The organism is Micromonospora sp. DT53, from assembly GCF_049841535.1.
Classification (GTDB): domain Bacteria; phylum Actinomycetota; class Actinomycetes; order Mycobacteriales; family Micromonosporaceae; genus Micromonospora.
The window spans coordinates 222082-235659 of the sequence record NZ_JBNCKM010000009.1 but is presented as its reverse complement, the minus strand read 5'-3'; the positions used below and the strand labels follow the sequence as shown (position 1 = coordinate 235659).

The 13578-nt window shown below is 73.0% G+C and carries 14 protein-coding genes; 10 read left to right on the top strand and 4 right to left on the bottom strand.

Translation table 11 applies throughout. From position 1 onward, the window contains the following. The 3 genes from ACLQ3B_RS26390 (at position 1) to ACLQ3B_RS26380 (ending at position 1512) form a co-directional block, all read left to right on the top strand. The gene (locus ACLQ3B_RS26390) at positions 1-348 is read left to right on the top strand and encodes an STAS domain-containing protein (RefSeq protein WP_425783382.1); all 348 of its coding nucleotides are present in this window, start codon (positions 1-3) and stop codon (positions 346-348) included. An 84-nt stretch (positions 349-432) separates the two neighbouring features. After that, positions 433-879, top strand: coding sequence for a response regulator (locus ACLQ3B_RS26385; RefSeq protein ID WP_425783381.1), 447 nt, complete (start codon positions 433-435; stop codon positions 877-879). A 114-nt stretch (positions 880-993) separates the two neighbouring features. Then, complete coding sequence (locus tag ACLQ3B_RS26380) at positions 994-1512, top strand: ATPase (RefSeq protein WP_425783380.1); 519 nt, start codon at positions 994-996, stop codon at positions 1510-1512. 32 nt (positions 1513-1544) lie between these two features. On the opposite strand, the gene ACLQ3B_RS26375 is transcribed toward ACLQ3B_RS26380, so the two are convergent. The 3 genes from ACLQ3B_RS26375 to ACLQ3B_RS26365 all read right to left on the bottom strand — a co-directional run bounded on the left by ACLQ3B_RS26375 (position 1545) and on the right by ACLQ3B_RS26365 (position 4127). After that, the gene (locus tag ACLQ3B_RS26375) at positions 1545-2399 is read right to left on the bottom strand and encodes a hypothetical protein (RefSeq protein WP_425783379.1); all 855 of its coding nucleotides are present in this window, start codon (positions 2397-2399) and stop codon (positions 1545-1547) included. Between the two features lie 263 nt (positions 2400-2662). Next, complete coding sequence (locus tag ACLQ3B_RS26370; RefSeq protein WP_425783378.1) at positions 2663-3088, bottom strand: OsmC family protein; 426 nt, start codon at positions 3086-3088, stop codon at positions 2663-2665. A gap of 91 nt (positions 3089-3179) precedes the next feature. Further along, on the bottom strand, positions 3180-4127 hold the full coding sequence (locus ACLQ3B_RS26365; RefSeq protein WP_425783377.1) for a serine/threonine-protein kinase: 948 nt from the start codon (positions 4125-4127) through the stop codon (positions 3180-3182). Between the two features lie 201 nt (positions 4128-4328). On the opposite strand from ACLQ3B_RS26365, the gene ACLQ3B_RS26360 reads away from it, so the two are divergent. From ACLQ3B_RS26360 to ACLQ3B_RS26350, 3 genes are all read left to right on the top strand, one after another. Continuing rightward, a complete protein-coding gene (locus tag ACLQ3B_RS26360; protein WP_425783376.1) occupies positions 4329-4565 on the top strand; it encodes a hypothetical protein in 237 nt (78 codons plus the stop codon). Positions 4566-4684: 119 nt separating this feature from the next. After that, positions 4685-5425, top strand: coding sequence for a response regulator transcription factor (locus ACLQ3B_RS26355; RefSeq protein ID WP_425783503.1), 741 nt, complete (start codon positions 4685-4687; stop codon positions 5423-5425). After that, entirely contained in the window at positions 5403-6908 is a 1506-nt protein-coding gene (locus ACLQ3B_RS26350; protein WP_425783375.1) for a sensor histidine kinase, read from the top strand. Before ACLQ3B_RS26355 ends, ACLQ3B_RS26350 begins: the two co-directional genes overlap by 23 nt. Before the next feature lie 25 nt (positions 6909-6933). Here the strand turns inward: ACLQ3B_RS26350 and ACLQ3B_RS26345 are convergent, their stop codons facing one another. Further along, on the bottom strand, positions 6934-7782 hold the full coding sequence (locus tag ACLQ3B_RS26345; protein ID WP_425783502.1) for an arginase family protein: 849 nt from the start codon (positions 7780-7782) through the stop codon (positions 6934-6936). Between the two features lie 199 nt (positions 7783-7981). On the opposite strand from ACLQ3B_RS26345, the gene ACLQ3B_RS26340 reads away from it, so the two are divergent. From ACLQ3B_RS26340 to ACLQ3B_RS26325, 4 genes are all read left to right on the top strand, one after another. After that, positions 7982-8131, top strand: coding sequence for a hypothetical protein (locus ACLQ3B_RS26340; RefSeq protein WP_425783374.1), 150 nt, complete (start codon positions 7982-7984; stop codon positions 8129-8131). Positions 8132-8148: 17 nt separating this feature from the next. After that, positions 8149-9579 carry a class I SAM-dependent methyltransferase gene (locus tag ACLQ3B_RS26335; RefSeq protein ID WP_425783373.1) on the top strand — a complete coding sequence of 477 codons (1431 nt, stop codon included), beginning with the start codon at positions 8149-8151 and terminating at the stop codon, positions 9577-9579. Further along, positions 9572-11575, top strand: a complete 2004-nt coding sequence (locus tag ACLQ3B_RS26330; RefSeq protein ID WP_425783372.1) for a sulfatase-like hydrolase/transferase — start codon at positions 9572-9574, stop codon at positions 11573-11575. The genes ACLQ3B_RS26335 and ACLQ3B_RS26330 overlap by 8 nt, the downstream gene beginning before the upstream one ends. Positions 11576-11807: 232 nt before the next feature. Beyond that, on the top strand, positions 11808-13091 hold the full coding sequence (locus tag ACLQ3B_RS26325) for a citrate synthase (protein ID WP_091408199.1): 1284 nt from the start codon (positions 11808-11810) through the stop codon (positions 13089-13091). Positions 13092-13578: the final 487 nt, after the last annotated feature.

The window sequence follows — 13578 nt, the reverse complement described above, 5'->3', positions numbered from 1 at the left end:
GTGACGTTCAGCGTCAGCTACGTCGAGCTTGACGGTGGTGGCGCCTGCCTGCGGCTCGCCGGCGAGCTGGACCTGAGCACCGCCCCCGAGCTGACCGCCGCGATCGACCGGCTCACCGCGGCGGGCGAGATCCGGGTGCTGCTCGACCTGACCGACCTGACGTTCTGCGACTCCACAGGCATGGCGGTGTTCGTCCGGGGCGACAACCGGGCGGCGGCCGACGGGGGTTGGCTCCGGCTCACCGGCGCCAACGGGCGGGTCGAGCGGGTGCTGCGGGTGACCGGCCTCGCCGACGTGTTGCGCTACGAACCGGAGTCGGTCGACCCCGCGTCCCGCAGCGCGTCCTGATGGGCTAGATTTCCCCGCCAGCATTTCCCCGCCAACGCGGTGACCGTCAGGGTCCCGTCCCCGCCGACTCCGAGGCAGGTAGTGATGGGCGCAGACAGCCCCCAGCCGGTACGCATCCTGGTGGTCGACGACGACCCGGGTGACGTGCTGATGATCGAGGAGGCGCTGGCGGACTCCGACGTCGAGAAGATCATCGACGTGGTCAGTGACGGCGAGGAGGCGATGGAGTTTCTCCGCGCCGAGGGCCGACACGAGCAGGCCCGCCGACCGGACGTGATCCTGCTGGATCTGAACATGCCGCGGATGGACGGTCGGCAGGTGCTCGGGGCGGTCAAGCAGGACGAGGACCTTCGGACCATCCCGATCGTCGTGCTGACCACCTCCAACGCCGACACCGACATCGTCGGCAGCTACACGTTGCAGGCCAACGCGTACGTCACCAAGCCGATCGACCTGGACGACTTCAACGACGTGGTCCGCCGCATCGACGAGTTCTTCGGCCGGGTCGTCGTCCTGCCCAAGCGGAGCTGACGCCGGCGCCGTCCGCGCGCATGCTGAACATTTTTCCCGAACCCCCTCGGCGCGAGCGGTCGCGGCCGAGGATCCAGGTGGGGAAGTAACAGCAGCTGCCTGGGGGGCGACAGTATGAGGTTCTCCGTCGTTGAGACCGGTTACGACAAGCGGCAGGTGGATCACTGCCTGGACGAGTTGGGGATCCGGTTGTCCCGGCTCGCGGCGCGGGCCGAGGGCGCGGCCGGGGCGGCCCGGGAATGGGACGAGATCCGCCAGGAGGCGGCCTGGCTCAGCGGGCTCCTGCAACGGCTGGACCTGGGCGACGCCGCCGCCACCCGGCACGCCGGTGACGCGGTGCGACAGGAGGCCGCCGAGATCCTGGCCCAGGCCCGCGTCGAGCTCGACGAGGCCCGCGAGGAGGCACGGCGGGTGCGGGAGCGGGCGTACGCGGAGGCGGTGCAGGCCCGACGTGACTTCGAGGCGGCGTTGGACGCCCGTCGACGGCGCGAGGTGCGGGTGGACGAGATCCTCAGCGAGGTGACGGTCGACCAGGTGCCCGCCGACACCCCGACCGCGGCTGCCGGCGTACCGGGCAGTCGCGTTGGTGTCGGCGGCCTGGACGCGGGCGCGGAGCCGCCCGGCCGTCGCTGAGACGCGCGCGGGCACGGGTGTGCCCGCCCGGCTCAGGCGGTGAGGGCCGCCGCGACGGTGGTCGCCCGGTCCTCGTGCTGGGCGTACGCGTCGGGGTAGGCGGAGATCTGCACGGCCTGGGCGGCGCCGGTGACGCTCATGTCCTGCCAGCCGGGGATCTCGTTGAGCGCGCTGTAGAAGGCCCGCGCGGCGTAGGAGGGGCGCATCAGTTGGGCCACCGTGCCCCAGCCGCTGCTGGGCCGCTGCTGGAACAGCCCCACCGAGTCGTGGTCGGAGCCGCTGCCCTGGTTCGGGTACTCCGCCGACTCCGGAAGGACGTCGCTGGCCAGGTTGTAGAGGTTGCTCTCCTGCATGGCGGTGGCCAGCGCCACCACCAGGGCGCGCCGCGGCATCTTCATCTCCACGCCGACGTCCACGATGATCTTCGCATTGTCCATCTGTGCCTGGTCGAGGCCGGCGACCGGCCGGGGGCGGCGGGGCTTGACCGGCTTCTTGGGCGCCTTGCGGACGGCGGTGGGAGTGGGGGCGGGCGTGGGCGTCGCCGTCGGGCTGGGCAGGATCCGGGCGGGGGCGACGTCGCGGTCGAGCGACCGGGAGGCCCGCTCGTCGGCGATGGCGGCGCGGTCAGCCACCGCCTCGGCGAGCGGCTCGACCGTACGGGAGGTGTCGTCGTTGCCTCGCGCGGTGGCGACCGCGACGAGGCTGAGGCAGCAGGTGACACCGGTGGCCAGCGCCACCCGCACCGGGGTCGAGCCCAGCAGGGGTCGCCGCGGCGGTTCGGGAGCGCGGTGACGGCCGATCGTCCGTTCGGTTGATACGGCGTCGTCCGAAAGGGTGGTCGGGCGCGCGTCGGTCAGCTTCTGGGCGGAGGGGTCGTCGGGATGCACCTGCCGAGGTTAAAGAGCTGAATGCCCGATGCCATCGGCCCGTACGGTGGCATGCGCCACAATTTGCCCTGATCATGGCGACTTTAGTGGGCAAAACCCGCGTGATGCTGATCAACCTCGCGGATCACTCCAGACGGTTATTCCCGACTTGCCGGGAGAATGCGCTCACTCCGCCCGTCGGCCGGCCAGGCACCCGCCCGCCTACCGGCCTCACCCGAACAGCCGACCCCGACCTCCGCCGAACACCCCCAGATCCCCTCGCCTCAGTGTCGGCCGTTCTCGGCCGGGGTGACGGTCAGCCGGTGTCGGCTGGTGTCGCTGCTGGAGAACGGCCACAGCCGGTCGGCGTACTCGACCAGGTCGGCCAGTTGATCTCGGCTCAGGCCGGCTGAGGAGATCTCCGCGTGCACGTCGGCCCGGTATCGGCCGTCGTTGTCCCGCCCCAGCCTCGCCTCCGCTCGCACCTGCACGGTGTGCGCCTCGTCGGTGATCTCCCCGGCCACCTCCACCGCGGCGTGGTGCAGGCAGGAGGCGAAGGCCGCGGCCAACAACTGTTCCGGGGTCAGCCCGGTGCAGTGCGGCGCCAGCGGTGAGGCCAGCGCGGTGGAGAGCCCGCCATCGTCGGTGCGTACGTGACCGCCCTCGGCGGTCGCTGTGGCCTCACGCAGCCAGGAACTCTGATCCGGCATCGCGTTTCTCCCGTCGCTCACCAGGCCGGCTACCCCGCCGCCGGCCGGCGAAACGCCAGGCCGCTCGGCGAAACCGCCGGGGGCCGCACGGTCAGCGCCCGAAGGGCAGGTTCGGCTCGTGGGCCACCGCCACCGCCTCGGTGGCCTCCGCGGCGGCCCGTTCGGTCCACGGCGACGTCGGGGCCGGCCGTCGGGCCGTCGGGATCGTCATCGGCACGTACACCCGGGCGTCCACGGCCTCGGCCAGCAGCAGCGCGGCGACCAGGCTGGTCGGACGCTGCTCGGGGTCGTCGGCGAGGCAGGAGTGGCACAGCTCGGCGACCTCCGGCGGGAGTCCGGCGATGTCGGGCAGCGGCTCCGGAGGCTGACGGCGGCGGACGAGGAGCAGTTCGCTGGCGGTCGCCGCGCGGTAGGGCAGGCGGGCGGTGAGGCTGTAGTAGAGCAGCACGCCGAGGGCGTACATGTCGGCGGCGGGGGTGGCCGGCGCCTCGTCCAGTTGTTCGGGGGCCAGGTACGCCGGGGTGCCGAGCACCATCCCGGTAGGCATCGGGTCCGGTTCCCCGGCGGCGACGGCGATGCCGAAGTCGAGCACCTTCACCCCGGCCGGGGTGAGCATGACGTTGGCGGGCTTGACGTCCCGGTGCACGATGCCCTCGGCGTGCGCGGCGGCCAGCGCGGCGGCGACCTCCGCACAGACCCGGACCGCGATCCGCCAGTCCAGCGGCCCGGCGCGCAGGTGCACGGCGAGCGTCTCACCCTCGGCCAGCTCCATGACGATGTAGGGCACCGGCCGGCCCGGCCACGTGGAGGAGGTGCCGAAGTCGTGCACGCTCGCCACGTTCGGGTGCTCCAGGCGGGCCGCGGAACGGGCCTCCGCGCGGATCCGGTCCACCGGGCCGTCCCGGTCGTCGCGGCCGGGCGAGATGAGCTTCACCGCGACCGGCCGGTCCAGCACCTGGTCGTACGCCCGCCACACCTCGGACATCCCACCCACGCCGATGCGCTGTTCGAGCCGGTACCGCCCGTCCAGCGTCCGCATCGACCACTCCTCGCCCTCGCCCCGCCGACGGCCGGGTGCACCGATCGCGGTACCCGCCCTCCGAACTGGGCAAACCGGAGCCCGACTCGGGGGCGGACGGCGCTGCGCACCTCGCTGCGCCCGGGCGGTGGGTGCGGTAGCTTGCGAGCCAGAGCCGGTGTCACCGATTGTGCCGGCACGGTCACCCGAGGGGACGCCGCGATGAGCGAGGTCACCGTACGCTTCGTCGGCGGGCCCGCGGACGGCCTGGTCCGGCTGCTGCCGGCCGGGTCGGACGGCGCCCCACCCAAGCGTTGGATCATGCGACACCCGGACGGCACCGGCCCGGTGCAGCCCGGCCCCGATCACCTCTACGAACGCGAACGGGACCGGCCCGACGAGGCGGGCGGCTGGAGCATGCGTTTCGTGCGCACCGACGCGTACGGGGTGTCCGAGTGACCACGAGGCGGGGCTGACCGGTGGCGACGCCGGCGTCGCGTCGGCCCGACCGCACAGCTGGCGCACAGCTTGCACAGGGGCGTGGCACAGGCGTCGCGGCCACGATGGGCCGCATGGTCATGAACGGGCAGGCCGCGCCGAGCCGGATCGAGCTGCGTCGCCCCGACGGCGAACCCGTCCGGGTGCTGGTGGTCGACGACGAACCCACGCTCACCGACCTGTTGTCGATGGCCCTGCGCTACGAGGGCTGGCAGGTCCGGACCGCCGGCAACGGCATGGCGGCGTTGAGCACCGCCCGCCAGTTCCAGCCGGACGCCGTGGTACTCGACGTGATGCTGCCCGACCTGGACGGCTTCCAGGTGCTGCGCCGGCTGCGCGAACACACCCCCACCGTGCCGGTGCTCTTCCTGACCGCCCGCGACGCGGTCGAGGAACGCATCGCCGGGTTGACCGTCGGCGGCGACGACTACGTCACCAAACCGTTCAGCCTGGAGGAGGTGATCGCGCGGCTGCGCGCGCTGCTGCGCCGCTCCGGGCTCGCGATCGCCGCCCGGGAGGAGGCGGTGCTGACCGTCGGTGACCTCAGCCTCGACGAGGACAGCCACGAGGTCCGCCGGGCCGGCCAGCTCGTCACTCTCACCGCGACCGAGTTCGAGCTGCTGCGCTACCTGATGCGCAACCCGCGCCGGGTGCTCAGCAAGGCGCAGATCCTCGACCGGGTGTGGAACTACGACTTCGGCGGCCAGGCCAACGTGGTGGAGCTGTACATCTCGTACCTGCGCAAGAAGATCGACGCCGGCCGGCCGCCGATGATCCACACGCTGCGCGGCGCGGGCTATGTCCTCAAACCCGCCGAGTAGGCGCCGGCCCCTGCGCGCCGCCCGCAGGTGGCTGGCCGGGCGATCCCTGCGTACCCGGCTGGTGTTCGCCCTGCTCGCCCTGCTGGCGTTGGTCAGCGTCGCCATCGGTGGCCTGACCACTGTGGCGCTGCGGCACTTCCTGATCGACCGGCTCGACGCCCAGTTGGCCCCCGCGACGGCCATGCGGGGCGACCGTCCGGGGCGGCCGGCCTTCCCCGGCAACGGTCCGGGGATCCCACCCGGGTTGCCGTCCGGGGCGGTGGTCGCCGAGATCACCGACGGCCGGGTGACCAGCGCCCGGACCCTGACCAGGAGCGTCTCCAGCGCCGACCCGTTCCCCGACGAGCAGTCCGTGCCGGTGGGGGCGGTCGCCGCGTTGGCGGACCTGCCGGTCGACGCCAGACCGCGCACCGTCGACCTCGGCGATCGCGGTGACTACCGGGCCGTGGCCCGGCAGTACTGGGACGGCCGGGTACGCGTCGTCGCGATCCCCCTCTCCGGCGTCCAGGAGACCGTCTGGGCGCTGGTCGCCGCGCAGGTCGGGGTGGCCGCCGTCGGGCTGCTGCTGGCCGGTGCGGCGGGCGCGCTGATCGTGCGGGCGACCCTGCGACCGCTCAACCGGGTGGCCGCCACCGCCACCTGCGTCACCGAGCTGCCCCTGGACCGCGGGGAGGTGGCGCTCGCCGTCCGGGTCCCGGCCGCCGACACCGACCCACGCACCGAGGTCGGCCAGGTCGGCGCGGCACTGAACCGGATGCTGGGCCACGTCGCCGACGCGCTCTCCGCCCGGCAGGCCAGCGAGACCCGGGTACGCCAGTTCGTGGCCGACGCCAGCCACGAGTTGCGGACGCCTCTCGCGGCGATCCGCGGCTACGCCGAGGTGGCCCGGCGGGGCCGGGACGAGGTTCCCGCCGACGTGGCGCACGCGCTGCGCCGGGTGGAGTCGGAGAGCACCCGGATGACCAGCCTCGTCGACGACCTGCTGCTGCTGGCCCGCCTCGACACCGGCCGGCCGCTCGCTGTCGAACCGGTCGACCTGACCGCCCTGGTGGTGGACGCGGTCAGTGACGCGCACGTAGCCGACCCCGAGCACCGCTGGCAGCTCGAACTGCCCGAGGTGGCGATCCGGGTGCCCGGCGACGCCGCCCGGCTGCACCAGGTGGTGGCGAACCTGCTCACCAACGCCCGGGTGCACACGCCGCCCGGCAGCACGGTCACCACCACGCTTGCCGTCGAGGTCGCCAGCGCCGTGCTCACCGTCGCCGACGACGGCCCCGGGGTGCCGGTGGAGTTGCAACCGGAGATGTTCGAGCGGTTCGCCAGGGGCGACAGCTCCCGGTCTCGCGCGCAGGGCAGCACCGGCCTCGGCCTCGCGATCGTCGCGGCGGTGGTGGAGGCCCACCACGGCACGGTCGGCGTGCGGAGCCGTCCAGGTCGGACGGTCGTCACCGTCCGGCTACCGGATCCCACAGCCGACGCCTAGTCGGCGCACCGCACGTCGGCTCCGGTCAGCCGCTGAGCATCTCGGTGAGGACCTCGACGACGCGGCGCGTGTGTCGCCCGTCGGGGTCCTCGTCGATGTTCAGGTCGGTCACGCTCATCCCGAGCAGCCGGTCGGCGCGGGCCAACGGCGTGACAAGCGCGATCACGTCCGCCCAGCGGGGGCCGTCCGGCTCGGGATAGGTCACCGCGGGCAGGTCGCGTGGGTCCACCACGTCCAGGTCGAGGTGCAGCCAGGCCGGCCCGTCCCCGTCGGCGGCGAGGCCCGCGCCGATCGTCGCCGCACCTCGGCGGAGCAGCTCGGCGGCGTTGACCTGGCGGATCGCCGGGTCGATCCGGGACGCCTCGACCCGGCTGCTCTCGTCGGTTGCCGCGCGGTGCCCGAGCAGGTGGACGCGGCTCGGCTCGATCAGCGTGCCGGTCGGGCCGACGGCGGCGGCGGGGCCGTACCCGGTGACGACCGAGAGGTCCATGTCGGCGGCCTCCCCGGTCGGCGAGGTCGTGCCGTCGAGGAAGTCCGGGTGGGCGTCGACGAACCACAGGTCGGTAGCCGTGGGCAGGGCCCGGCAGATGCCGGGCAGGATCGCGCAGTCCCCACCGAGCACAAGTGCTCGGTGGCCGTCCGCGATGAGCGCGCCGATCCGCGCGGCGATGGCGCCGCCGGCCCGGACCAGGTCCGCCGCGCCGATCACCCCGCTGGCCGGGTCCCGGTTCGGGTCGCGCAATCGTGCCTCGTCGATCTGCCCGCCGTCGTCGGCGGACAGGGCTTCGCGCAGGCCGGCCCGGCGCAGCGCGGCCGGGGCCCGTTCCTCGCCGCGTCCCGCGCCGGAGGAGTCCAGCGGCGCGTCCACGATCATCCAGCGCACGTCCGCAGCGTACCGGCGCGGCCCGCCGTCCCGGCCGCATTCTGTGGCGAGGCTGGGAGTACGCCGATGTGCCCGCGACGGCGACAGCGACCGGCGTACGGTGAGGGACAAGTCCGGCTTTCTGGGTTAAAAGCCTCATCGGTGTACGCCTGGGACGCCGGTGTCGAGGCGGCGAGGCAAGGAGCGATCGGTGGAACATCTGGCCTACCTGGACGCGGGGTCCGGCAGCCTGATCGTGCAGGCGGTCGTCGGCGGGGTGGCTGGCGTCGCGGTCGCCGCGAAGCTCTACTGGCGACGGCTCGTCGACCGGTTCCGCCGGCAACCCACCGACCAGCGCTGAGCCGGCCAGTCTCGACGATGGCGATCTCACCCACCGGGGTACGGCCCGAGCCGGCCTCCTTCCGCGACCCGGCCAACCGGGTCTTCCACATCGGCGACGAGGTGCTGCGCGGGCTGGACCCCCAGGCCGCCGAGCACTGGCGGGCACTGACCGGCAGCACGTTCTTCCCGGCGCTCGTCGCCGCACGCAAGGTCTGCGCCACCGAGGACGCCCCGCCCACACTGGTGCCCGCCGCGACCGGGACGCCGTGGGCCGCCGTGCTGCGCCACGAGCGCATCCCGTTCGTCTCCCACCCGTACGAGTGGTCGTTCAGCATGCTGCGCGACGCCGCCCTGCTGCACCTGGAGATCCTGAACGCCGCGCTCGGCGAGGGTTTCACCACCAAGGACGGCTCGGCGTACAACCTGCAGTGGCGCGGCGCCGAACCGGTCTTCATCGACATCGGCTCCTTCGAGCCGGTCCGTGACGGCGAACCGTGGGCCGGCTACCGGCAGTTCTGCCAGACGGTGCTCTACCCGCTGATGCTCACCGCCCACCTGGGCGTCGACTTCCAGCCGTGGCTGCGCGCCCGGGTCGACGGCATCGAGGCCGACGAGCTGCGGCCGCTGTTCAACGGGGTCCGCCGGCTGCGCCCCGGCGTGCTGACCCACCTGCACCTGCACGGGGCCATGCAGCAACGCAACGCCGCCGCCAGCACCAGCGACGTACGCGACCAACTGCGGGCCGCCGGCTTCTCCCGGGAGTTGCTGCTCGCCACCGTCCGCGGCATCGAGAAACTGGTCCGCAAGCTGGACCGCCGCCCGCCCGAGAGCCACTGGTCGGACTACCAGAGCACCTGCGGCTACTCGGCCCGCGACCGGGTGGCGAAGGAGCAGTTCGTGGCCGCCGCGGTGGCCGCCGGCACCCGTCCCCGCCTGGTGCTCGACCTCGGCGCCAACGACGGCCGGTACTCCCGGCTGGCGGCCGGGCACGCCGACTACGTGGTCGCCGTCGAGCAGGACCCGACAGTCGTCGACGAGTTGTACCGAAAGCTGCGCGCCGAGGGGCAGCGCCGCATCCTGCCACTGGTGCTGGACCTGGCCGACCCCTCGCCGGGCGGCGGCTGGCGGGGCGTCGAGCGGGCCGGCTTCGCCGAGCGGGCGTCCGCCGACGTGGTGCTCGCCCTGGCCGTGGTGCACCACCTGGCGATCGGGCGCAACGTGCCGCTGCCGGAGGTCATCGACTGGCTGGCCGGGCTGAGCGCGCCGGGCGGCGCGGTGGTGGTGGAGTTCGTCCACCCGGAGGACCCGATGGCGACCCGGCTGCTGGCCAACAAGCCCGCCGGTCTCTTCCCGGACTACCGACGCGACACCTTCGAGACGTTGCTCGCCGCCCGGGGACGGATCACCGACCGGCTGGAACTGCCCTCGGGCACCCGCACGCTCTACCGGACGGTGATGGGTGGCTGACCGGCGGTGGTTCCACGGCTGGCGCGGGGAACTGGGCCGGGTGCTGGAGATCGCCGCGCTCGTCGGCCTCGTGGTCACCCAGCCGCTGCTGGACGTGCTCGGCCGCAGCCCCGACTTCTTCCTCTTCCACCGCGCCGACCCGGCCCAGATCCTGCTGCTGCTCGCCCTGGTGACGGTGGTCCCCACGGCCGGGGTGGCGCTGCTCGGTGGGCTCAGCCGACTCGCCGGCCGGACCACCCGAGCCATCACCCACACCGGGCTGGTCGGGCTGCTGGTCGCCGCCCTCGCCGTGCAGGTGGGCCGACACGTGACGCCACTTCGGGGCGTACCGCTGCTGCTGGTGGCCGTGCTGGTCGGAGCCGCCGGCGCGGTCGCACACCGGCGGTGGCGGGCGCCGAGCCGGGTGCTGCGACTGGCCGCCGCCGGCCCGGTGGCCTTCGTGGCGCTCTTCCTGCTCGTCTCACCCACCTCGGCGGTGGTCCTGCCGCGCGGCGACGGCGGTGCGGCCGGCACCGCGCAGGGCGCGGCCGTGCACCCGCCGGTGGTCATGCTGATCCTCGACGAGCTGCCACTGGTCAGCCTGCTCCGCGCGGACGGAACGATCGACGCCGGACGGTACCCGCACTTCGCCGAGCTGGCCGGCGGCTCCACCTGGTACCGCAACTCGACAGGGGTCAGCGGGTGGACGCCCAACGCGCTGCCGGCGATGCTCACCGGCCGCTACCCGGCGCGGTCGGTCGCCCCGCACTACTCGCAGTACCCGGACAACATCTTCACCGCCTTCGGCGGCCTGTACGACATCCGCGCCGAGGAGAGCATCACCCGACTCTGCCCACCCAGCCGTTGCGAGCAGCCGGTCACCCCGGAGCAGGGGCTCGGCGTGCTGGTCCGCGAGACCGGCAAGCTGCTCGGCCGGGTCGCCGGGCCGACGGACAGCGCCGTCGACCCGGAGGACTCCTACCGCGAGCGGACCCGGGCCGAGGCCGGTCTGGACGCCGCCGAGCCGGTGCCGGCCGACCCGAAGTTCCGCTGGGACAGCCTGGACGACAACCAGCCCGCCCGGTTCACCAGCTTCCTGGCCGGCCTGAGACCGACGACCCGGCCCACCCTGCACTTCCTGCACCTGCTGATGCCGCACTCACCGTGGGCGTACCTGCCGTCCGGGGCGCGCTACGACGCCCCCGAGGACCTGCCCAACGACGGCGCCGGGTGGGTCGACCTGGCCCGGCAACGGCACCTCGCCCAACTCGGCTACACCGACCGGCTGATCGGCGAGACGCTGCGGACGCTGCGCGCCAACGGCCTCTACGACCAGGCCCTCGTCGTGGTGACCGCCGACCACGGGGTCAGCTTCCGCCCCGGCGCCCAGGGCCGGGGCATGGACGCCATCAAGGCCGCCGCCGGCGAGGTCGCCTGGGTGCCGACGTTCGTCAAGGAGCCCCGGCAGCAGACCGGCCGGGTGGACGACCGCAACTGGGAACACGTCGACCTGCTGCCGACCGTGGCCGACGAGGCCGGCGTCCGGCTGCCCTGGCGGGTCGACGGGCGCTCCGCCCGACAGGCCCCCCGCACCGACGGCACGAAGCACTTCTACGACCGCCCAGGCGAACCGGTCACCTTCCCCGGCGGCGTGCCCGCCCCACCACCCCTGCCGACACCCCACCCCCTGGTCGGCACCGAGGTACGCGCCGCCCCGGACGCCGGCAGCGCCCGGGTCGCCGACCTGGCCGCCTTCACCGCCACGGACCCGGACACCGGCACCCTCCCGGCGCTCGTCTGGGGCGACGTCCCGGACCGGATCCCGGACGGCACCCTCCTCGCCGTCGCCGTCAACGGCCGCGTCGGAGCCGTCGTCCCGGTGGTGCCGGCCGACCCCGGCGGACGCCGCTTCGCCGCGCTACTCGCCGACGACAAGCTGTTCCACGCCGGCACCAACAAGCTCGACGTCCTCCAGGTCGCGACGGACGGTACGCTGCGACGCCTCGCTTTGTCCTGACCTGGCCTCCGGGCACGGTCCGGTCTGGCTTCCGGGGTCGGTCCGGTCTTCCTTCCCGGGTCGGTCCGGTCTGGTCCCGGCTGGCGGGATGCCGGGTTTCCCGGCCGCCGGGTCGGGAATCGGGTGACGCATACCTCACCGCCGAACCACGGCGGGCGTTGTCCCCCGAGCCGCAATTACGGTAGAAGCGAAGGCAATTCAACGTAGATCTGCCGGCGAAGCGAGGAACCACATGACGGAAGTCAAGCTCGATCACCCCGGTGGGCAGCTGTCGATGCCGGTGCATCCTGCGGTCGAGGGCCCCGCCGGTATCGGGGTGAGCAAGCTGCTGAAGGAAACCGGGATGACCACGTACGACCCCGGTTTCGTCAACACCGCCGCTGCCTCATCCGCGATCACCTACATCGACGGCGACGCGGGGATCCTGCGTTACCGGGGGTACCCGATCGAGCAGCTGGCCGAGAAGTCCTCCTTCCTGGAGGTCTCCTACCTGCTCATCTACGGTGAGCTGCCGACCGAGCAGCAGCTGACCGAGTTCACCGAGTGGATTCGGCGGCACTCGCTGCTGCACGAGGAGATGCGCCGCTTCTTCGACGGCTTCCCCCGGGACGCCCACCCGATGGCGGTGCTCTCGTCCGCGGTGAGCGCGCTGTCCACCTTTTACCAGGACAGCCTGGACCCGTTCGACTCCGAGCACGTGGAGATCTCCACGGTCCGGCTGATGGCGAAGGTCCCGACCATCGCCTCGTACGCGTACAAGAAGTCCATCGGTCAGCCGCTGCTGTACCCGGACAACTCGCTGGGGTACGTGGACAACCTGCTGCGGATGACGTTCGGCGTGCCGGCGGAGCCGTACGAGGTCGACCCGGTCATGTCGAAGGTGCTGGACATGCTCTTCGTCCTGCACGCCGACCACGAGCAGAACTGCTCCACGTCGACAGTGCGCCTGGTCGGCTCCAGCAACGCCAACCTGTTCGCCTCGGTCTCGGCCGGCGTGAACGCGCTGTTCGGCCCCCTGCACGGCGGCGCCAACCAGGCGGTGCTGGAGATGCTCCAGCAGATCCACGCCGGCGACGGCGACGTCCGGTCCTTCGTCCGCAAGGTCAAGGACAAGCAGGACGGCGTCAAGCTGATGGGCTTCGGCCACCGGGTCTACAAGAACTACGACCCGCGGGCGGCGATCGTCAAGAAGGCCGCGCAGGACGTGCTGGGCCGGATGGCCAAGCCCGACCCGCTGCTGGACATCGCCATGGAGCTGGAGGAGATCGCCCTCGCCGACGACTTCTTCGTCTCCCGTCGGCTCTACCCGAACGTGGACTTCTACACCGGCCTGATCTACAAGGCCATGGGTTTCCCGACCAAGATGTTCACCGTGCTCTTCGCGCTCGGCCGGCTCCCCGGCTGGATCGCCCAGTGGCGCGAGATGATCAGCGACCCGGAGACCAAGATCGGCCGTCCGCGGCAGGTCTACGTCGGCTCCGCCGAGCGGGACTACGTCCCCTTCGGCGAGCGCTGACCCGTTCCGCTTCACCGGCAGGCCGTCGACCCGCTCACGGGTCGGCGGCCTGCCGCCTTTCCGACGTAGCCGCGCCGGCTCATGGCGGCAGGGCCCGCCGTGGCGCGAGGGGTGCCTGGTTCGGCAGTAGCCGCCGGGCTTCTGGCGACAGTGCTCACCGCGGCGCAAGGGTTTGTCTTTCGGTGCCTGTAGAGCTGCCCTGTAGGTGGGGCGGTGCGGTGTGACGGGGCCTCCGCGCCTCCGCGCCTCCGCGCCTCCGCGCCCCGTGCCCCGCGCCCCGTGCCCCGCGCCTGCCCCATGCCCCGTGCCCCCGCGCCTGCCCCATTTCCGGGGCAGCTCGGCAGGGCCCGCCGTGGCGCGAGGGGTGCCTGGTTCGGCAGTAGCCGCTGGGCTTCTGGCGACAGGGCCCACCGCGGCGCAAGGGTTTGTCTTTCGGTGCCTGTAGAGCTGCCCCGTAGGCGGGGCGGTGCGGTGCGACGGGGCCTCC